General features: G+C 58.3%; 23 protein-coding genes, 1 tRNA gene and 1 pseudogene. 11 read left to right on the plus strand and 14 right to left on the minus strand.

What is annotated here, in order from left to right; genetic code table 11:
- Nucleotides 1-13: 13 nt before the first annotated feature.
- Nucleotides 14-1,447, plus strand: coding sequence for a chromosomal replication initiator protein DnaA (gene dnaA / locus DXY16_RS08615; RefSeq protein WP_115120795.1), 1,434 nt, complete (start codon nucleotides 14-16; stop codon nucleotides 1,445-1,447).
- On the opposite strand, the gene DXY16_RS08620 is transcribed toward dnaA, so the two are convergent.
- The 3 genes from DXY16_RS08620 to DXY16_RS14780 form a co-directional block, all read right to left on the minus strand.
- Nucleotides 1,407-2,123, minus strand: coding sequence for a ParB-like protein (locus DXY16_RS08620; RefSeq protein ID WP_115120796.1), 717 nt, complete (start codon nucleotides 2,121-2,123; stop codon nucleotides 1,407-1,409). The two genes, dnaA and DXY16_RS08620, sit on opposite strands and share 41 nt — an antisense overlap.
- Before the next feature lie 41 nt (nucleotides 2,124-2,164).
- Nucleotides 2,165-2,695, minus strand: a complete 531-nt coding sequence (locus DXY16_RS08625; RefSeq protein ID WP_115120797.1) for a DUF2808 domain-containing protein — start codon at nucleotides 2,693-2,695, stop codon at nucleotides 2,165-2,167.
- Between the two features lie 117 nt (nucleotides 2,696-2,812).
- A complete protein-coding gene (locus DXY16_RS14780; RefSeq protein ID WP_170953881.1) occupies nucleotides 2,813-2,962 on the minus strand; it encodes a hypothetical protein in 150 nt (49 codons plus the stop codon).
- Between the two features lie 198 nt (nucleotides 2,963-3,160).
- Between DXY16_RS14780 and gorA the strand changes: the two genes are divergently transcribed.
- On the plus strand, nucleotides 3,161-4,522 hold the full coding sequence (gorA, locus tag DXY16_RS08635; RefSeq protein ID WP_115120972.1) for a glutathione-disulfide reductase: 1,362 nt from the start codon (nucleotides 3,161-3,163) through the stop codon (nucleotides 4,520-4,522).
- Nucleotides 4,523-4,586: 64 nt separating this feature from the next.
- Here gorA and DXY16_RS08640 read toward each other — a convergent pair.
- Together DXY16_RS08640 and DXY16_RS08645 are read right to left on the minus strand one after the other, a co-directional pair.
- A pseudogene (locus DXY16_RS08640) lies at nucleotides 4,587-4,727 on the minus strand (GMC oxidoreductase); the annotation flags it as partial.
- Between the two features lie 36 nt (nucleotides 4,728-4,763).
- Complete coding sequence (locus DXY16_RS08645; RefSeq protein WP_115120799.1) at nucleotides 4,764-5,861, minus strand: calcium/sodium antiporter; 1,098 nt, start codon at nucleotides 5,859-5,861, stop codon at nucleotides 4,764-4,766.
- A gap of 119 nt (nucleotides 5,862-5,980) precedes the next feature.
- On the opposite strand from DXY16_RS08645, the gene DXY16_RS08650 reads away from it, so the two are divergent.
- Both DXY16_RS08650 and pyrC read left to right on the plus strand, forming a co-directional pair.
- Complete coding sequence (locus tag DXY16_RS08650) at nucleotides 5,981-7,642, plus strand: SulP family inorganic anion transporter (RefSeq protein WP_115120800.1); 1,662 nt, start codon at nucleotides 5,981-5,983, stop codon at nucleotides 7,640-7,642.
- Between the two features lie 18 nt (nucleotides 7,643-7,660).
- A complete protein-coding gene (pyrC, locus tag DXY16_RS08655; protein ID WP_115120801.1) occupies nucleotides 7,661-8,761 on the plus strand; it encodes a dihydroorotase in 1,101 nt (366 codons plus the stop codon).
- An 80-nt stretch (nucleotides 8,762-8,841) separates the two neighbouring features.
- On the opposite strand, the gene DXY16_RS08660 is transcribed toward pyrC, so the two are convergent.
- Nucleotides 8,842-8,927: transfer RNA gene (locus tag DXY16_RS08660), tRNA-Leu, on the minus strand.
- 65 nt (nucleotides 8,928-8,992) lie between these two features.
- Between DXY16_RS08660 and DXY16_RS08665 the strand changes: the two genes are divergently transcribed.
- From DXY16_RS08665 to trpA, 3 genes are read left to right on the plus strand one after another with little or no spacing between them, the layout of a single operon-like run.
- A complete protein-coding gene (locus DXY16_RS08665) occupies nucleotides 8,993-9,244 on the plus strand; it encodes an NAD(P)H-quinone oxidoreductase subunit L (RefSeq protein WP_115120802.1) in 252 nt (83 codons plus the stop codon).
- Between the two features lie 4 nt (nucleotides 9,245-9,248).
- Nucleotides 9,249-9,581: a DUF3007 family protein gene (locus DXY16_RS08670; RefSeq protein ID WP_115017003.1), complete on the plus strand. Its 333-nt coding sequence runs from the start codon at nucleotides 9,249-9,251 to the stop codon at nucleotides 9,579-9,581.
- A 46-nt stretch (nucleotides 9,582-9,627) separates the two neighbouring features.
- The gene (trpA, locus tag DXY16_RS08675; protein ID WP_115120803.1) at nucleotides 9,628-10,455 is read left to right on the plus strand and encodes a tryptophan synthase subunit alpha; all 828 of its coding nucleotides are present in this window, start codon (nucleotides 9,628-9,630) and stop codon (nucleotides 10,453-10,455) included.
- Nucleotide 10,456: 1 nt separating this feature from the next.
- Here the strand turns inward: trpA and DXY16_RS08680 are convergent, their stop codons facing one another.
- A complete protein-coding gene (locus tag DXY16_RS08680; RefSeq protein ID WP_115017398.1) occupies nucleotides 10,457-10,828 on the minus strand; it encodes an AbrB family transcriptional regulator in 372 nt (123 codons plus the stop codon).
- A 101-nt stretch (nucleotides 10,829-10,929) separates the two neighbouring features.
- Here DXY16_RS08680 and DXY16_RS08685 point away from each other — a divergent pair, with 101 nt between their 5' ends.
- Complete coding sequence (locus DXY16_RS08685) at nucleotides 10,930-11,199, plus strand: YciI family protein (protein ID WP_115120973.1); 270 nt, start codon at nucleotides 10,930-10,932, stop codon at nucleotides 11,197-11,199.
- Here DXY16_RS08685 and DXY16_RS08690 read toward each other — a convergent pair.
- Both DXY16_RS08690 and DXY16_RS15385 read right to left on the minus strand, forming a co-directional pair.
- Nucleotides 11,175-11,495, minus strand: a complete 321-nt coding sequence (locus tag DXY16_RS08690; RefSeq protein WP_371410901.1) for a c-type cytochrome — start codon at nucleotides 11,493-11,495, stop codon at nucleotides 11,175-11,177. The two genes, DXY16_RS08685 and DXY16_RS08690, sit on opposite strands and share 25 nt — an antisense overlap.
- A 102-nt stretch (nucleotides 11,496-11,597) precedes the next feature.
- On the minus strand, nucleotides 11,598-11,744 hold the full coding sequence (locus DXY16_RS15385; protein WP_115120804.1) for a DUF3136 domain-containing protein: 147 nt from the start codon (nucleotides 11,742-11,744) through the stop codon (nucleotides 11,598-11,600).
- 153 nt (nucleotides 11,745-11,897) lie between these two features.
- Between DXY16_RS15385 and DXY16_RS08700 the strand changes: the two genes are divergently transcribed.
- Nucleotides 11,898-12,503 (plus strand): Nif11 domain/cupin domain-containing protein, encoded by a 606-nt coding sequence (locus DXY16_RS08700; RefSeq protein WP_115120805.1) that lies wholly within the window; start codon nucleotides 11,898-11,900, stop codon nucleotides 12,501-12,503.
- Here the strand turns inward: DXY16_RS08700 and DXY16_RS08705 are convergent.
- The 5 genes from DXY16_RS08705 to DXY16_RS08725 form a co-directional block, all read right to left on the minus strand.
- Nucleotides 12,443-12,907 (minus strand): phosphate-starvation-inducible PsiE family protein, encoded by a 465-nt coding sequence (locus DXY16_RS08705; protein ID WP_115120806.1) that lies wholly within the window; start codon nucleotides 12,905-12,907, stop codon nucleotides 12,443-12,445. The two genes, DXY16_RS08700 and DXY16_RS08705, sit on opposite strands and share 61 nt — an antisense overlap.
- 8 nt (nucleotides 12,908-12,915) lie before the next feature.
- Complete coding sequence (locus DXY16_RS08710) at nucleotides 12,916-13,113, minus strand: hypothetical protein (RefSeq protein WP_244281635.1); 198 nt, start codon at nucleotides 13,111-13,113, stop codon at nucleotides 12,916-12,918.
- Nucleotides 13,114-13,207: 94 nt separating this feature from the next.
- Nucleotides 13,208-13,540: a hypothetical protein gene (locus tag DXY16_RS08715; protein ID WP_115120808.1), complete on the minus strand. Its 333-nt coding sequence runs from the start codon at nucleotides 13,538-13,540 to the stop codon at nucleotides 13,208-13,210.
- A gap of 11 nt (nucleotides 13,541-13,551) precedes the next feature.
- Nucleotides 13,552-13,926: a YkvA family protein gene (locus DXY16_RS08720; RefSeq protein ID WP_115120809.1), complete on the minus strand. Its 375-nt coding sequence runs from the start codon at nucleotides 13,924-13,926 to the stop codon at nucleotides 13,552-13,554.
- A 41-nt stretch (nucleotides 13,927-13,967) separates the two neighbouring features.
- Entirely contained in the window at nucleotides 13,968-14,900 is a 933-nt protein-coding gene (locus DXY16_RS08725) for a sigma-70 family RNA polymerase sigma factor (protein WP_115120810.1), read from the minus strand.
- Nucleotides 14,901-15,176: 276 nt separating this feature from the next.
- Here DXY16_RS08725 and DXY16_RS08730 point away from each other — a divergent pair, with 276 nt between their 5' ends.
- Nucleotides 15,177-15,668 carry a DUF2214 family protein gene (locus tag DXY16_RS08730; protein WP_115016985.1) on the plus strand — a complete coding sequence of 164 codons (492 nt, stop codon included), beginning with the start codon at nucleotides 15,177-15,179 and terminating at the stop codon, nucleotides 15,666-15,668.
- A gap of 21 nt (nucleotides 15,669-15,689) precedes the next feature.
- Nucleotides 15,690-16,343, plus strand: coding sequence for a matrixin family metalloprotease (locus DXY16_RS08735; RefSeq protein ID WP_115120811.1), 654 nt, complete (start codon nucleotides 15,690-15,692; stop codon nucleotides 16,341-16,343).
- Nucleotides 16,344-16,386 lie beyond the last annotated feature (43 nt).

Genomic DNA, 16,386 nt, shown 5'->3' on the forward strand with positions numbered 1-16,386 from the left:
ATTCCCAATTCGAATGGGGCTGCTTGTGCTGACGGGGAGTGAGCTGTGGAACAAGGTGCAGCACGCTCTTCAGGGCAGTCTGAGCAAGCCAACCTTTGAAACCTGGTTGCGGCCGGTGCGCTGCAGTGGTTTCTCCGATGGTGAGCTCTGTCTTCAGGCCCCAAACAGCTTTGCCAGCAACTGGCTGAGAAAGAACTACCTCACAACGATCACTGAACTGGCCAGCGACATCGTTGGCAATCCCGTGATTGTGACCGTTTTGGCCCGTCAGGATGATCAGGAGGTCGCCTCCGGATCAGTCGGCCCTGCAGGTGCTGCTCCAGCTGCTGCACCGCAGCCTCCGGCCACACCGACCACAGGAGGATTGCCCTCACCCACGCCGACCAGCGGTGTCCCCGGGCGTCAGCCTCGTCGACTGCCTGGGTTGAACCGTCGTTATGTGTTCAATCGGTTTGTGGTGGGCCCGAACAGCCGGATGGCTCATGCTGCTGCCCTTGCTGTGGCTGAATCCCCAGGGCGGGAATTCAATCCCTTGTTCATCTGTGGTGGTGTTGGTCTCGGCAAGACCCACTTGATGCAGGCCATCGGCCACTACCGCCTTGAGATCGATCCCGGTGCCAGGGTGTATTACGTCTCGACGGAGACGTTCACCAATGACCTGATCTTGGCGATCCGTAAGGACGGTATGCAGGCATTCCGTGATCGGTACCGGGCGACAGATTTGATTCTTGTGGACGACATTCAGTTCATTGAGGGCAAGGAATACACGCAGGAGGAGTTCTTCCATACCTTCAACGCCTTGCATGAAGCAGGCCGTCAGATCGTGATTGCGAGTGATCGTCCACCCAGCCAGATTCCTCGGTTGCAGGAGCGTCTGATTTCACGCTTTTCGATGGGTTTAATCGCCGATATCCAGGCCCCTGATCTGGAAACCCGGATGGCGATCCTTCAGAAAAAGGCTGAGCAGGAGAAAGTTTCCCTGCCGCGAGAACTGATTCAGTACATCTCTGGTCGTTTTACGTCCAACATTCGTGAGTTGGAGGGTGCTCTCACCAGGGCGGTGGCCTTTGCCTCCATTACTGGTTTGCCGATGACCGTCGAATCGGTAGCTCCGATGCTCGATCCGAGTGGGCGTGGTGTGGAAGTGACACCGCAACAGGTGATTGACAAGGTCTCTGAGGTGTTTGATGTCAGTGCCGATGACATGCGCAGCAGCAGCCGCCGCAGGGCCGTCAGCCAGGCGCGTCAAGTGGGTATGTTTCTGATGCGCAAGGGCACGGATCTCAGCTTGCCGCGGATCGGAGAAACCTTTGGCGGCAAGGATCACACCACGGTGATGTATGCGATTGAGCAGGTGGAAAAGAAACTTTCGTCTGATCCTCAGCTCGCCAGCCAGGTGCAGAAGGTCAAGGATTTACTCCAGATCGATTCCCGTCGCCGTCGTTAGACCCTTGCAAGGAGCTGTTTCCTGTCCAGCCCGCAAGATGTGAGGCTCCGGCGGATCTCACCAGCCTCCGTGCTGCCGGAAGGGCCGGATCAAGTTGCAGCGAGGAGAAGGGAGGAAGCGGACGGCGTCGCAGCCAGGCTCCCCACCGGAATTCGTGATAAGGAATCAGGGGCTGGGGTTTGATGGCGCGCTCCTTTTTCAGTTTCCAGACAAGGCTCCGGTAGGGATCGTCAAGCAGCGACAACAGATTGGATGGCAAGGCCTCGGGTGACTGCGGGCCATTGCCACGGCCATCAAACAGGTAAAGCCAACCTCTGTTCTGTAGGTGTTGGAGAACGTCGACCCTGTTGGTCTGAGCCAACTCCTCAATCACATAACCGAAGGTGGTGACTGTCGGGTCCAGCTCCAATAAAGCTCTGAGTCGGTGATGGCGATCAACCATCCATAAGTCTCCGCGGCCATTGCGCACCAAGGGCACCGGTTTTGTTCGCAAATAACGCTGGCGCTCCTGTTCGCTGTCCTGGAGGAAATCCCGCTGCCGACTGCGCACTTCAGCCAGCCCGATGCACATCTGTGTGGGTTGTAGACGGCCCACTTCCACCTCGAACAACGTGAAGCCGTCGTCGGGATCAGGGATGCGGTCGTAATGGGCGAGATGCAGGGATCTAGTGTTCATTTGATGAGCGCACGATGCCGCGATTACGGGCAATGGAGCGTTTAAAAATCAGTGTTCTCATAAATACTCATCTGCACAACACCCACCGTCTGAGCAATCGGTTGTTGTCCCCATGGTGTTGCTGACACTGAGAAGGTGTAGATGTCGGCTGGGGGATTGACCCCAATGCGAAAAGCGACGGTGACTGTTTCTCCTGGAACAACGGGTTCCTGAAAACGGATGGCTACTGAACGGTTGTCGTTGGAGAATTCTGCCGAGACAGGCAGGTTTTTCCCTTCATGTCGTGGGCGGCCAAGAAAGGCGGTCGGCTGCACAGGGCCGTAATAAAAAGCCGGTTGGGCTCCTCGGATCTGGCTGAAATTGATTTCGGCAAGGTCGGCATCCGCACCCTTGGGCATTTCCAAAACCAAATAAAACACTGCACCACCGCTGAAGGAAATGCTCTCGTAATTAATCAGCTCTGTTTGGGTTGGCACTGCAACAAAACTGCTGCGGCCATTCACCTCGACCCCAAAGGCTGCGGGGATGGCGAACAGCAGGCTGGCCATCAGCCCAGTGGAGATTGCACGCATCGCTGCTCGTGGTGACTTGGGAAAGTCTGACGATGCTTGGAACGTTTGGCCAGACTGCTTCGCTCGACGCCTTGACATGCTTTTGCCACCGTTCGGGCTGCTCGATTTGATGCTCCCTTAGCTCAAGTTGTGGGTCAGATCGGGGATATATAGGACCTCGGCGATCAGATCTGGATCACAGCTCTGCCAGTCTCCAAGCTCCTGCATCAGGGCCAGGCAGTCATCTCGGCGCCCCTCCTTGGCCAGGCGGTTCAGTCTGGTGCTCATGTCGCCTGACGTGATTGTTTCTGCGATCTCTCGAAGCGAGAGGGCTGTCGTCATGACTGAAGTGTTGTTCTTGCGACGTCGTCGTTGCACAGAGGTTTTGCTTTCTTGGTCTGAACTTAATCAGTTCATCACCTTCTGACAGTGTTCCAGCGCACGTGCACAATGCCGGCAGTTGGCGGCGTTGTGCCCTGCGGAGATTTGGAAGACTCCTTTGATCTGGTCGTTCTCGGCGCCGGTTCTGGTGGACTTGCGGCCGCCAAACGAGCTGCCTCTCATGGTGCACGGGTGGCGTTGGTGGAAGGCGATCGGGTCGGTGGTACCTGCGTGATCCGAGGCTGTGTCCCGAAGAAGTTGCTGGTGTACGGCTCCCAGGTGCAGGAACAGCTGGACTCAGCTCCGAGTTACGGCGTCGTGCCAGGAGTGGTGCAACGGGATACGGCGGTGCTGTTGCGCCATGTACGCCAGGAGGTGGATCGTCTGAATGCTCTGCACATCGATTTTCTCGCCAAGGCAGGTGTGACGTTGGTTCCAGGCTGGGGCCGATTCCTTGATAGCCATCGGATTGCCGTGAGCCACGCCGACGGCATGGGTCAAGACAGGGTGCTGGAGGCAAAACGCATTCTGATCGCGGTCGGTGGTCGCCCTCATCGACCCGAGATCCCCGGTGCTGCACTGGCTTGGGTGAGTGATGACATGTTCCTTCAGGACCGTTTTCCGGCGCGGGTTGTTGTGGTTGGAGGCGGCTTCATCGCCTGCGAATTCGCCTGCATCCTCAAGGGGCTTGGGGTGGAGGTGGTTCAGCTCGTGCGTGGCGACCACCTGCTGCGTGGTTTTGACCGGGAGCTGTCCTCTGTTGTCCAAGAGGGGATGGAGGAGAAGGGTGTCGAGATCCGCTTCCAGGTCAGTCCGGAGGCAATTGAAGGTCAGCCCGGTGAGCTCACTGTTGTCACCAGTGAGGGTGAGTCTGTTGGTTGTGGTGGTGTGCTTCTTGCCACCGGGCGACGCCCTTTCCTTGAAGGGCTCAATCTGAGCGCGGCGGCTGTGGTGGTGGATGGCCACCGCATTCCTGTTGATGCCGATCAAGCCACGAACAGGCCCCACATCCACGCCGTTGGTGATGTGACAGATCGCGTCTGCCTCACTCCGGTGGCGGTGGATGAAGGGCGTGCTTACGCCGATTTCGCCTTTGCCGGTCGTCATCGACAGGTGAATCACGACCTCGTTGCCAGTGCTGTGTTCAGTCAGCCTGAGCTCGCAACGGTTGGGCTCAGTGAGGAAATAGCAATCGAGCGTTTTGGCAAAGAGGCGGTCACCGTGCATCGCGCCCGCTTCCGCTCCATGGCTCAAGCTCTGCCTAAGCGTGGGCCCCGGTGTTTGCTCAAGCTTGTGCTTGAAGCTTCGAGCGGCAAGGTTCTCGGATGCCACATGGTTGGTGAGCATGCGGCTGAAATTATCCAGATGGCTGCCATCGCCGTTGGGATGGGGGCGACCAAGGAGGATTTCGACCGCACGATGGCTCTGCATCCCACGGTCTCCGAAGAATTTGTGACGATGGCTTGAAGGCTGTCGCTCCGTTGACTCCTGCTGGTTCCTGAACCGTTTTCGTCATCCCTTCTGGCTGGCCCTAGCCATGCAGTCGGGCATCGAGGTGGTTGCTCAGTCTCAGGGCGATGGCAAGGGTGGTGAGGCCTGGACCCACGCTCGGGCAGCTGGGGAACACGCTGGTGTCAGCGATGTACAGGTTGTCGAGCTCATGGCAGAGGCCATCGTTGGTCACGTTGTCGACAACTCAAGTTCGCCTCTAGGACCTCTGCTGTCGCAACTGTCGCCAATACACCAAGGCCTGCGTCGTGATGATCACCATCACGGCCGGCAAAACCAAGCAGAGAACAATTAAACGGTATTCATCAGCCCAAGACGCCAGGTTGGTCCGGGGAAGCACGTTGTCCGTGATGTAAACGATGTAGAGGCCCAATAGCAGGCCTCCCTCTAGGCGTGAGATCACGCCTTTGGTCCAGAAGATTGGGAAGCAGGCCAGGCAGGTGAGCAGCATTACCGGCAGATCTTCATTGATCAGCTCCGGGCTCACATTGAGGCCGCGGCCTCCGGCAGCCAGAGCTCCCCCGCCGAGCACCAGCAGCAGATTGAGCAGGCAGCTGCCCACCACATTGCCGATCGCAAGATCCGTGCGGCCTCGTAGGGCGGCCACCAAGGATGTGATCAGCTCTGGCATTGAGGTGCCGGCGGAAACGATCGTGAGACCGATCACGGCTTCGCTGACCCCCAGTTGCAGCGCGGCGGCACTGGCTCCTTTGACCAGGATGCTGGCGCCGAAGCCCAGCACCACAATGCCTGCGGCCAGACGGATGGTGGCTTTGATCCAGCCGCCCTCGGCGGTTTCGGCATTGATCTCAGGCTCGGCATTCTCCATCTCCTCCGGTTCTTCCCGAGCGGTGCGGATTTCCCAGATGGTGTTGATGACAAGGGCTAGCAAGAGGGCAATGCCTGACTGCCATGTGACCTCGCCCGTTGATGCCATCCCCCAAACGGCGGCGGAAACGGCGAGCAGGAGGGGCACATCTCGCCGTACTAGCCGGCTTTCCACTTTGAGAGGAAGCACCAAGGCACTGCTTCCCAAAACCACCATCACGTTGAAGATATTGCTGCCGACCGCATTGCTGACAGCAAGAGCATCGGACTGATTGAGCACCGAGCTGATGCTGACGAAGAACTCCGGTGCGCTTGTCCCCAGCGAGACCACCGTGAGACCGATCACCAGCTGGGGGATGCCGAAGATCAGGGCAAGGGTCACAGCTCCCTGAACAAACAGTTCACCTCCGCCGAAGAGGAGGCCGATCCCCACCAGCACTTCCAGGGCGGCGAGTAGGAACGGCGGCATCACAGCAGATGAAGGTGGTCTGATTCTGCTGCCTCGGGTGGATTTGCATTACTGATCAGACCGGATGCTCGCAATTTGCAGCGAGGCCTAGCATTCCGCGACCTACGCAACGCCTGCCGGTGTTTTTGAACCACATCAGCACCCAAAACATCAAAGGAGATGCGTTTGGTGGGCTGACGGCAGCGGTTGTGGCCCTGCCGATGGCACTTGCCTTCGGTGTTGCAGCCACGGGTGGTGATCCTGGCCCAGGTCTTTGGGGAGCCGTGATCATCGGCCTCGTGGCGGCTTTCTTTGGGGGCACGCCCACCCTGATTTCGGAACCCACGGGTCCGATGACTGTGGTGTTTGCAACCGTGTTCCTCAGTTTCACCTCCCAGGCCAGCAGTGCTGAGGAGCTGAAGACCGGGATGGCCATGGCCTTCACCGTGGTGATTCTTGCGGGCCTGTTTCAGATCCTGTTTGGAGTGTTCCGCCTGGGGCGTTATGTCACCCAGATGCCTTACACGGTGATCTCAGGCTTTATGTCTGGGATTGGCGCCATTCTGGTGATCCTTCAGCTACCGGCCTTCCTTGGGCAGCAGGTGGAAGGAGGGGTGAAGGGAACGCTGATGCGCATTCCCTACCTGATCACTCATGTGGATCAGCCTGAGCTAATTCTGGGGCTGATTACTGTCGCCATCCTTTGGTTCACGCCTGCAGCGATCAAGCGGTTTTGCCCTCCGCAGCTGTTGGCCCTTGTGATCGGGACACTTCTGTCTCTTTATCTGCCTGCTCTTGCAGCTGCTGATCTGGCCAGGATTCCTGAGTTCAAGGCAAGCCTGCCTGGGTTCAATGTTCCCAACTTCAGCAGTGATCAGCTCGGTTTGATGTTCGTGGACGGTGCCGTCCTGGGCATGCTGGGCTGCATCGATGCCCTGCTCACCTCCGTGGTGGCCGACAGCCTGACCCGCACCGAGCACAACTCCAATAAGGAGCTTGTTGGCCAGGGGCTGGCCAACATCACCTCCGGACTGTTTGGTGGCTTGCCAGGAGCCGGCGCCACCATGGGCACCGTGGTGAATATTCAGGCCGGTGGACGATCGGCCCTGTCCGGGATCATTCGTGCGGTGATCCTGATGGTGGTGATCCTCGCCGCGGCGCCGCTGGCTTCAACGATTCCTCTGGCAGTGCTTGCCGGAATCGCTCTCAAGGTTGGTATCGACATCATCGACTGGGATTTCCTCCAGAGAGCCCACCACCTCTCTCTCAAGGCAGCGCTGATTACCTATGGCGTGATCGCACTCACGGTGCTGGTGGATCTGATCGCCGCCGTGGGCATCGGGGTGTTCGTGGCCAATGTGCTCACCATTGATCGGATGAGTGCCCTGCAGTCCAAGCGGGTGAAAACGATTAGCACCGCGGATGATGATGTGGAACTCTCTGATGAGGAGCAGGAGCTCATTGACAAGGCCGCTGGCAGGGTGTTGTTGTTCCAGTTGGCAGGCCCGATGATTTTTGGGGTGGCGAAGGCCATCTCCAGGGAGCACAACGCCATTGGCGATTGTGAGTCCGTAGTCTTTGATCTGCATGAGGTCTCTCACCTCGGGGTCACCGCTTCGCTAGCGCTTGAAAATGCCATTAAGGAGGCGATTGAGGTGGGCCGCACAGTGCATCTTGTGCTCTTGCCTGGTGCGACTCGCAAACGGCTTGAGAAGTTGAAGTTGTTGCAACAGCTCCCTGAAGAGTGCATCACCTCCGATCGCTGCGAAGCCCTGCGGCGCGCAGTCTCTGCCCTGAACTAGCTCCCCTTTGCGTCTCCTGTGGCATCCCCCAACCGTCTGACACTGCGCCGTCCTGACGACTGGCACGTGCATCTTCGGGACGGGGCGATGCTGCATGCCGTGGTGCCTGCCACAGCACGGGTGTTTGCTCGGGCGATCGTGATGCCCAACCTCCGCCCTCCGATTACGACCGTTGAGGCGGCTGTTGCTTACCGCGATCGAATCCTCGCGGCTGTGCCTGAGGGGTTGGACTTCACTCCTTTGATGACGGCCTATCTCACCGATGATTTGGCGCCAGAGGTGCTGGAGAGGGGGCACCGCCAAGGGGTGATCACTGCGGCCAAGCTTTACCCCGCCAATGCCACCACCAATTCAGCAGCAGGCGTGACTGACCTGGAACGGATCGATCCGGTGCTGGAGGCGATGGAACGTCTGGGCATGCCCCTGTTGATCCATGGTGAGGTCACGGATCCGGAGGTCGACATCTTTGATCGGGAAGCGGTGTTTATTGAGCGTCATCTCATCCCACTGCGCCGCCGGCACCCTGGGCTCAACGTTGTGCTGGAACACATCACCACGGAACAGGCCGTGGATTATGTGTCCGGATCAGATCGGCGACTGGCGGCCACGATCACGCCTCATCATCTCCATCTCAACCGCAACGCAATGTTTGCCGGTGGCTTGCGCAGCGATTTCTACTGCCTTCCTGTGGTGAAGCGTGAAACCCATCGCCGTGCCTTGGTGCGCGCTGCGACCAGTGGTGAGCCCTGCTTTTTCCTCGGAACTGATTCCGCGCCCCATCCCAGAGCGGGAAAGGAAAGCGCCTGCGGATGTGCTGGCATTTTTAATGCCGTGCACGCACTCGAGAGCTACGCCGCCATCTTCGAGCAGGAGGAATGCCTGGATCGGCTTGAACCTTTTGCTAGTGAATTCGGGCCTCGTTTCTATGGGCTTCCCCTCAATGAGCAGACCGTCACCCTTGAGCGCAGTGAACAGACCGTGCCCCAACGGCTGGATCCACCCTTCTCCGCTCCTGACGATGAACCCTCTCTGGCGGTTGACCAGGCTCCCCTGTTGTTCCATGCCGGGGAAACCCTGCTCTGGCGGGTGGTGAGCTCTGAGCGGAGGCCATCGAGCTGAGCCAGTCGAGCTGAGGATGAAGACCTGCCGGCCCTCGACTTTCAAGACTCCCTGCACGATCTCGCCATGCCCAGGATTGATGGGGGCAGGGGGACTTGAACCCCCACAGGATTTTCATCCCAAGCGATTTTAAGTCGCGTGCGTCTACCGATTCCGCCATGCCCCCGGCGGTAAGGCTCCTGTCAGTGCCCTGCACGGCATCTTAGATTTCGATCACTCAGCGGAACTGTCGTGTTGCCGGATGCCCTCACCAGTGTGGTCAGCTTTGAGACCTTGCTTGTGCTTGCTGCCTACACGGTGTTGGGTGGCCTTTACCTGGTGGTGATTCCGCTTGTTCTCTATTTGTGGATGAACAAACGCTGGTACTGCATGGGCAAGGTGGAGCGACTGGGCGTCTACGGGATGGTGTTTCTCTTTTTCCCGGGCATGATTTTGTTTGCTCCCTTTCTCAATTTCAGGCTTCAAGGCCAGGGTGAGGTCTGATCCATTGACCCGTCTCAATGTTCTGTTGATTGGCCTCCTCGTGCTGGTGATGGGGGGCATCGGTTACGGCGTTTTTTCCGCAGCAGGTTTCGAGGATGCTTCTGCGGGGATCGCGGCGGAAGCTGTTCTGATCGTGATCGTGGTGGTGTGGACTGGTTCCTATCTGTTCCGCGTTGTGACTGGAAAGATGACCTACATGGAGCAGCGGCGTCGCTACCGCGAGGGTTACGACCAGATCACCGATGAGCAGCTTCAGAACCGTTTTGACTCTCTGAGCCCTGAGGAACAACAAGCTCTTCTGCAGCAGATCTCGTCTGAAACCTCCGCCGACTCGTAGGCTCCCGCAGTGCTTGTGTTGCGCTGAATCAGCGTTCTTGGCTTCCATGACCCCATCTGCCGTGTCCGCAGCCGACTCCCCGTCACCGATTGCGGCACGCTTCGCCGGTCTGCAGGAGCAGGGACGGATGGCCCTGATGCCGTTTCTGATGGCTGGAGACCCCGATCTGTCCACCACCTCTGACGTGCTGCTCAGCCTTCAAGAGAACGGAGCTGACATGGTGGAGCTGGGGATCCCCTATAGCGATCCACTGGCGGATGGACCGGTGATCCAGGCCTCTGCCTATCGAGCTCTGTCTGCGGGGACAACCCCCGGCCGCGTTCTGGAGATGCTCTCCGGTTTGAAGGGCAAGCTGACAATCCCTGTGATCCTCTTCACTTACAGCAATCCACTGCTGAACCGTGGCGCCGAGGAGTTTTTCGCTGATGCGGCCGCCGCTGGAGTGTGTGGCCTTGTTGTTCCAGATCTCCCCCTCGAGGAGGCCGAGCGCCTGTCTCCTTTGGCACAAGCCCATGGGATTGATCTCGTGCTGCTGGTGGCGCCAACCACGCCAGCTGATCGGATGCAAAGAATCGCCTCTGCCAGTCGTGGATTCACCTATTTAGTGAGCGTCACGGGTGTGACTGGAGAACGAGTCAGCCTCGAGAGTCGTGTGTCATCTCTCGTGGCAGATCTCAAAGGGTGCTGCCCCATTCCAGTGGCTGTGGGATTTGGGATTTCGGGACCCGATCAGGTCAAGCAAGTGAAATCCTGGGGGGCGGATGGAGCGATTGTAGGCAGTGCTTTAGTGAAAAGAATCGCGGCAACAGAGCCAATCTCAGCTGCCGCACAGGCTGGTGAATTTTGCCGGCAGCTGAGATTGGCTGCCGATTGAATCACTCTTCGTCTTCTTCACTCCCGCCGACGGGAACGAGGCGGATTTGTTTGCGACCGAGCTTGATCTCGAATTCGTCGCCGGTCTTGAGATCGAGCATGGCGGTGTAAGCCTTGCCGATTAGCAGGTTGCCGTTGCCTTGAACGGTTGCGACGTAGGAAAGCTTGCGGCCGCCCTTGCCGACACCACCACCACCACCGAGGCCAAGGTTCACACCCTTGGCTTCAAGAAGGGCCTCATAGAACGCAGTGAAGTTGAGGCGCTCACCACCATCCTTCTTGCCCGATACGTAGCCGCAGGCCCTGACAAGATCGGATTTGCTGACATCGCCTAGCTCTTTGACCTTGTTGAGCAGGTCACTCCCTGTGAGCATGATTGTTTGAGAGAAGATCTACATCATGAACATAGCCTTTGATGATTCCACTGTGCCATTCTCAGAGGGTTATTTTGCCTGGTTTGGAGCAGAAAGCGTCGATGGCTCGTTTCGTTCTTTGGGGGACTTACTGCGAAAATGCTCTTGAAAAGCGCACCCCTTTTCGTGATGAGCATCTGAGCCGTTTGAAGACTCTTCAGGAAAAGGGCACACTGATCACCCTGGGACCAACCCAAGCCAGTACTCATGTTTTTGGGATTTTTGAAGCTGCAAATGAGCAGCAGCTTCGTGATCTGCTTGAGCAGGATGTGTATTGGCGGCAAGGGATCTGGACGGCCCTTGAGGTTTATCCCTGGATCCAGGCATTTTGAGCCTGGTCCCAGATCCATTCGCTAACAAGTCGGTCTCCACCTTCACCTAGAACATCCCCATAACCGGACATCTGGCCGATTCCCTCCCGGGCGATTCTGGCGATCGCTTCAGGATCATCGACCCCATTGCGCTTTAAGGCCGCGAGTTTAAGGGTGCGGCCGCGGCGGATGATGTTGCCTCCATTGACATGGCAGCCGATGCAGTGGTTGTTGAACAACTCCTCTCCGCTAGTTGTGAGCGCTTGGGCAGGAAAAGCAACCCCACTAAGGCCGATCACGACCGCCACAATCAGCATCAGCCTCATCAATCGGTGGCGAACGATCGATAAGGCGTTGGTCAGATCGGCTGCCATGCAATCCAGGCTCCTGCAGGGTCATTCTGCTCCTACAGGTTGCAATCAGTCTTGATAGTGGGTCATCAGGTCTGCAGGGGATCGAGACTTTCTGGCGCGCGTGGTGTCCAGTCGGTGGAGATCATCCCAGCGATGCATTTGTTGAAGGCTTTGGAGCTCGTTTTCCTGTTTGATCAGCCTGCGCAGTGCCAGCCAGTCAGTAGGGCGTTAACCAATCCTCTCGAGCTCCCATCGACACGGCGGCTTTTGCAGTCGCCATGATGATCTTGTGACTGCTCGGCAAGACCGGGGGCATGGCTTCCTCTGGTGCTTGTCAGGATCAGAGTGTTGGATCTGGAGGATTGATTGGCGGAAGCAGATCTGCAGCGATTTTTGCGTAAAGTGGAGCAGCTCAACGCCTTGGTTGCCTCCCTGGAGGAGGATCCTTTGCTCCGGCAAACCTTCGCGGCCTGTGTCGACCACAACCAGGTGGTTCAGCTCGCCCGTTCCTGGGGCTTTGAGATCGGTCGGCGCTGGGGTGAGGCTTCAGCGGATCTGGAGGGCAGCATGGCTGAGGCTCCATGCAGATCTCCATTCGGGCTCGATCCAGAGCCACTGCTGCGCAGTCCCCTGCCCCCAGCCGGAACGGAGCGGGTGCGCGAATTACAGCGTGGTTCTGACTGGCGGCTCGATCTGATTCATTCTTGTGAGGCCTGCAGTCCTCCTCAGTTCTGGTACGACCAGAGCGAACATGAGTGGCTCACCCTGTTGCGTGGCAGTGCGCGGCTTTGCCTGGCAGAGCCTGATCAGATGCTCGATCTTTCGGTTGGAGACAGTCTTTATCTGCCCCCCCATCGTCGTCATCGGCTGGAACGCACCGATCCTGACCCTGGAACCTTGTGGTTGGCGCTCTACTGGGAGGAGTCCGTTGGCGAGGGGCGCCCAGATCCTGCACGCATCACCAACCAATAGGCGCAAGCCAGGGACACGGAGGCCAAGCCCAATCCGATCAGTAGCTCTGGCTTGTTTTCGGAACTGGCTGGGAGAACGATCACTTTCCGTGCCACCGCAGTGAGAGCGGTGACCAGCACCAGTTCCAGTTGCACCACATGGCGGCGCAGATAGCTGGTGACGTTTTGCAGCACTTCGAGCGCAATCAGCACGGTGAGCAGATCACCAAGCACTTTGATCAGTCCATCCCCCAACCAGTTGGCGGGCTGTGGACTGATCAAGTCAGTTCCCACCCTGATGGTCAATTGCACCAGAGCGGCCACGATCACCACCCCGGTGATCACGGTGAGCAACTTGGCTACTTTGCGCTCGGCCGAATCAACAACCTTCAGAAAGGTTGGCCAGGACGGTCGTGATCGCGTCACGGATGCTCTCAGTTGGTGAAGGGCTGATAGGAGGGGCGTGCTGGTGTATCCCCTGGAGGATTCTCGATCTTGGTGTTGCAGGTGATGGATCCGTCGCTGTTTTGGACGCAGTCAGTGGGCACCACCTTGCTTTCCTGTCCCGTACGGCTGTCAGGGCCTAGGAGCCAGGTTTCTCTCTGAGCCATCACGGGTGGGATGGCGGCCATCTGCAGGCTGATCAGCGCGGCTGCTGTGGCTATCAGGCCAGATCCAACGGACACGTCTTGCGGTCGACTTCCCACACTTTGCATGGGATCGGCGTCAGCTGACGGAATCGTCGCGGATTTCCTGGAGAAGCAGATCCAACTGACCGAAAGGATCCACCTCTGCAGCTTCCCCTGAAGCACTCTCACTGCCGATGGATGTGGAGGGTGAACGACTCCAATCGGCTTCGATCGCACAAAGCCGGGCCGCCAGTTTTGGCAGTCCTCCCTGGCGATGTTCCCGCTCGAGGACTTCAAGCAGTGCTGGCATCCGCGTGGAGCTTGCCCGCAGGCAGCGGCGCAAGTCCGCCTGTGTTCGCCCCTGGTGCTTGAGCCAGTCCTTAAGCAGCAAGACCAGCTCATCCTCCATGGCCCTATTCCACTGACTCATGGGCGATCCGGTCAAGGGCGACCGGGCGGAAACCACCGATCCAGTTTGCGCTGTGCCCTGAGGCGGATGTCATCAGTGATGTGATGTCGGCACAGTCCGATCACGGCTGTGAGTGCCACGAGATCATCGCTGAAGCCCACGACAGGTAGAAAATCCGGCAGCAGATCGGCAGGCATCAACAGGTAGGTCAGAGCCGCGAGCAGGGTCAGGCGGGCCTGATGTGGAGTGTCTTGGTCGAGCAGGAGTTCAAGTACTTCCAGGGCTGGTCGGGCGACGCTGCGACCGGCTCGGCGCAGCAGACGCCGCAGGTTGCCTTCATCGATGACAGAGCTGTCGATGACTTCGGCATCGACAGCTGGCTCGTGGAACGCGGAAGCCTCAGCCATGGCCTGTCTCTCCTGGTGTCACGTCTACCCCACTCTCGCCCTCAGGCCTCTGCCCGGGCCTCGATCAGGCCGTTCTGAATCCCAGTCTTTCTCAGTTTGCGCAGGGCGCGTTGCACCACTTGACGGCAGTACTCCCTGCTGCAGCCCATATGGCGGGCGACCTCGGCCAGGGTGCGCCATTCGTTGGAACCATCAAGTCCGAAGCGCAGCATCACCACCGTGCGTTCCTTGGGGGTGAGATTGGATTTGTCGAGCAGCTTCCAGGCTGAGGCGGATCGTTCAGCGATTTCGGCCCGTTCCATCGGAGGTAATTCATCGCTTGGCAGCACATCAACCAATTCCGAAGGGTCGGATTTTGATTTCACAATGCCTTGCAGGCTCACGGTCACGCTGCGCAATTCACAACCGAGCAGGTCATCCACTTCGGTTCTGGAAAGATTCATCGCTTCCGACAGCTGATCTGGAGTGGCGGCCTGTCCATTCCGTTGCATCAATCGTGCTTTGGCGGCACGTAGTTTTGTGAGCTTTTCGTTCACATTGACGGGAATTCGAATCGTGCGGCTCTGGGTGGATAGGGCTCGATTGAGACCTTGGCGAATCCACCAGTAGGCATAGGTTGAGAATCGATGTCCGCGGGTTGGGTCGTATTTCTCCACCGCCCGAGTGAGGCCAAGAGTTCCCTCTTGGATCAGGTCGAGAAGATCAAGTCCCTTGCCCTGATAGCGCTTGGCAAGGTTGACCACGAGACGAAGATTGGCCGTGATCATCTGATTCTTAGCTTTTTCTCCTCTCTTGATTGTCCTCTTCTCGTCATCGCTGTAATCGCATGCCGGGCCAGCGCCCCCTGCAAGCATGCAACGTTCTGTGATCGAAACCATGGCTTGAACCTTGCGGCCCATGGTTAACTCCTGCTCAGGAGTCAGCAGCTGGTGTCTGCCGATTTCGCCAAGGAATGCGCTCAGGGAGCTCACCATCTTCAACTCCTGTCTTTTTTTGAACCTAGGGCGGAAATGATTGCGACCCAGGGGTGTAATAAAGACTGCGGAATTAATGATTGATGCGTTATTCCGCTTTCTTTTTTTATTTATGTTTTGCGATGTCGTCAACGCATCTGTTTCTCCTCCATTGCGCTGCGACTCGAGGCTCTTGGTGGAGAGTTCTGCATCCGTTGGGCAGGTGATCTCTGCCCCATTCCGGCTTGACCAGATGGTGGCGACGGTCGCTACTCTCACGGCTCCGCGGTGAATGCCATGACCTTGGCCACGATCTTGACCCCCGAAATCGCCAAAAGCGCCGGGGTTGCATACGTCCATTACCTGAGCTTCATGCTCTGTTTTGCCGCGCTTGTGGTTGAACGTCGTCTGATTCGTCCCGATCCCGACCGTCGGACTGCAACGGTGATGGTGATTACTGACATCGTCTACGGGATGGCAGCGTTGGCGGTGCTGCTGAGCGGCATTTTGCGCGTGCTTTACTTCGGGCAGGGCACGGAGTTCTATACCGTCAACCCCTTGTTTTGGTGGAAGGTCGGCCTTTACCTGTCCGTTGGTGGCCTGTCGCTGTATCCCACGATCACCTACGTGCTCTGGGCCATTCCTCTACGGAAAGGAGAACTCCCCAAAGTCTCTGAAGCGTTGGCTTCGCGTTTGGCCTGGATTATCAATATTGAACTGGTTGGCTTTGCCCTCATTCCCTTCTTGGCCACTTTGATGGCCCGTGGAGTTGGTCTTCCTCCCGCCTGAGCCTGTTGGGAGCACGGTTGAATGATCCCTGATCCTTGCCCGCCGCAACAGGACGTGCGCCCCATCGACATGGCGCTTCAGGCTGCTCAGCCAGGAGATCCTCCTGGCTATGGGCATCGACTTGCCACCTCTCCCCAGGGGCCACCGACCCTGCCTCGCTGGTGCGTTTGGCTGGAACCAGCGCAGGCGGCGACGGCCAATCGGTGGGAGCAGCGCTGGCTTTCAGCTGTGGATGCAGCGCTCACCACCTGGCAGCAAGTGCTGCCGATCATCCGCGTGCAGGAGCCGGAGCGAGCCCAGATTCTGATCGAGCGTCGGCGCCCGCCCTTGCGTCAATTGGCCAACGGTTGGCGTGCGAGCAATGGACGCAGTTTGTTGGAGGTTCTCGCCGTGCGTCGTGACGGGAGCTGGTCATTGGAACCGCGTGTCACCGTGCTGGTGTCGCCAGAGTTGAGGGCATCGGTGCTTCGATCCACAGCCCTGCACGAGCTGGGGCATGCTTTTGGGCTCTGGGGGCACAGTGATGATCCAGGTGATGTGATGGCGGTCCATCAGGGGCACTTGCCTGTGCTGAGGCTCACGGCTCGAGATCGGGAGACCCTTCGTTGGCTGCAGGCGCAGCCCACTCGTTTCGGGCAGCGCCCCTCGGATGCGCTGTTGCCAGAGGTGCGTTGAAGCAATCGATCGCCCCTGGTTGGACCACGCACGGTGTGTCGGC

Source organism: Synechococcus sp. UW105, from assembly GCF_900473935.1.
Classification (GTDB): Bacteria; Cyanobacteriota; Cyanobacteriia; order PCC-6307; family Cyanobiaceae; genus Synechococcus_C.

Coding starts and splice junctions, on each gene's coding strand:
- DXY16_RS08735 (WP_115120811.1), top strand. CDS start 15,690: ATGATCCCTGATCCTTGCCCGCCGCAACAGGACGTGCGCCCCATCGAC.
- DXY16_RS08680 (WP_115017398.1), bottom strand. CDS start 10,828: ATGCTCACAGGGAGTGACCTGCTCAACAAGGTCAAAGAGCTAGGCGAT.
- DXY16_RS08625 (WP_115120797.1), bottom strand. CDS start 2,695: ATGCGTGCAATCTCCACTGGGCTGATGGCCAGCCTGCTGTTCGCCATC.
- DXY16_RS08720 (WP_115120809.1), bottom strand. CDS start 13,926: ATGGCTGAGGCTTCCGCGTTCCACGAGCCAGCTGTCGATGCCGAAGTC.
- DXY16_RS14780 (WP_170953881.1), bottom strand. CDS start 2,962: ATGAGCACCAGACTGAACCGCCTGGCCAAGGAGGGGCGCCGAGATGAC.
- DXY16_RS08645 (WP_115120799.1), bottom strand. CDS start 5,861: ATGCCGCCGTTCCTACTCGCCGCCCTGGAAGTGCTGGTGGGGATCGGC.
- DXY16_RS08620 (WP_115120796.1), bottom strand. CDS start 2,123: ATGAACACTAGATCCCTGCATCTCGCCCATTACGACCGCATCCCTGAT.
- DXY16_RS08725 (WP_115120810.1), bottom strand. CDS start 14,900: ATGGTGAGCTCCCTGAGCGCATTCCTTGGCGAAATCGGCAGACACCAG.
- trpA (WP_115120803.1), top strand. CDS start 9,628: ATGACCCCATCTGCCGTGTCCGCAGCCGACTCCCCGTCACCGATTGCG.
- DXY16_RS08685 (WP_115120973.1), top strand. CDS start 10,930: ATGGCTCGTTTCGTTCTTTGGGGGACTTACTGCGAAAATGCTCTTGAA.
- dnaA (WP_115120795.1), top strand. CDS start 14: ATGGGGCTGCTTGTGCTGACGGGGAGTGAGCTGTGGAACAAGGTGCAG.
- DXY16_RS08690 (WP_371410901.1), bottom strand. CDS start 11,495: ATGCTGATTGTGGCGGTCGTGATCGGCCTTAGTGGGGTTGCTTTTCCT.
- DXY16_RS08710 (WP_244281635.1), bottom strand. CDS start 13,113: ATGGCCGCCATCCCACCCGTGATGGCTCAGAGAGAAACCTGGCTCCTA.
- DXY16_RS08715 (WP_115120808.1), bottom strand. CDS start 13,540: ATGAGTCAGTGGAATAGGGCCATGGAGGATGAGCTGGTCTTGCTGCTT.
- DXY16_RS08730 (WP_115016985.1), top strand. CDS start 15,177: ATGACCTTGGCCACGATCTTGACCCCCGAAATCGCCAAAAGCGCCGGG.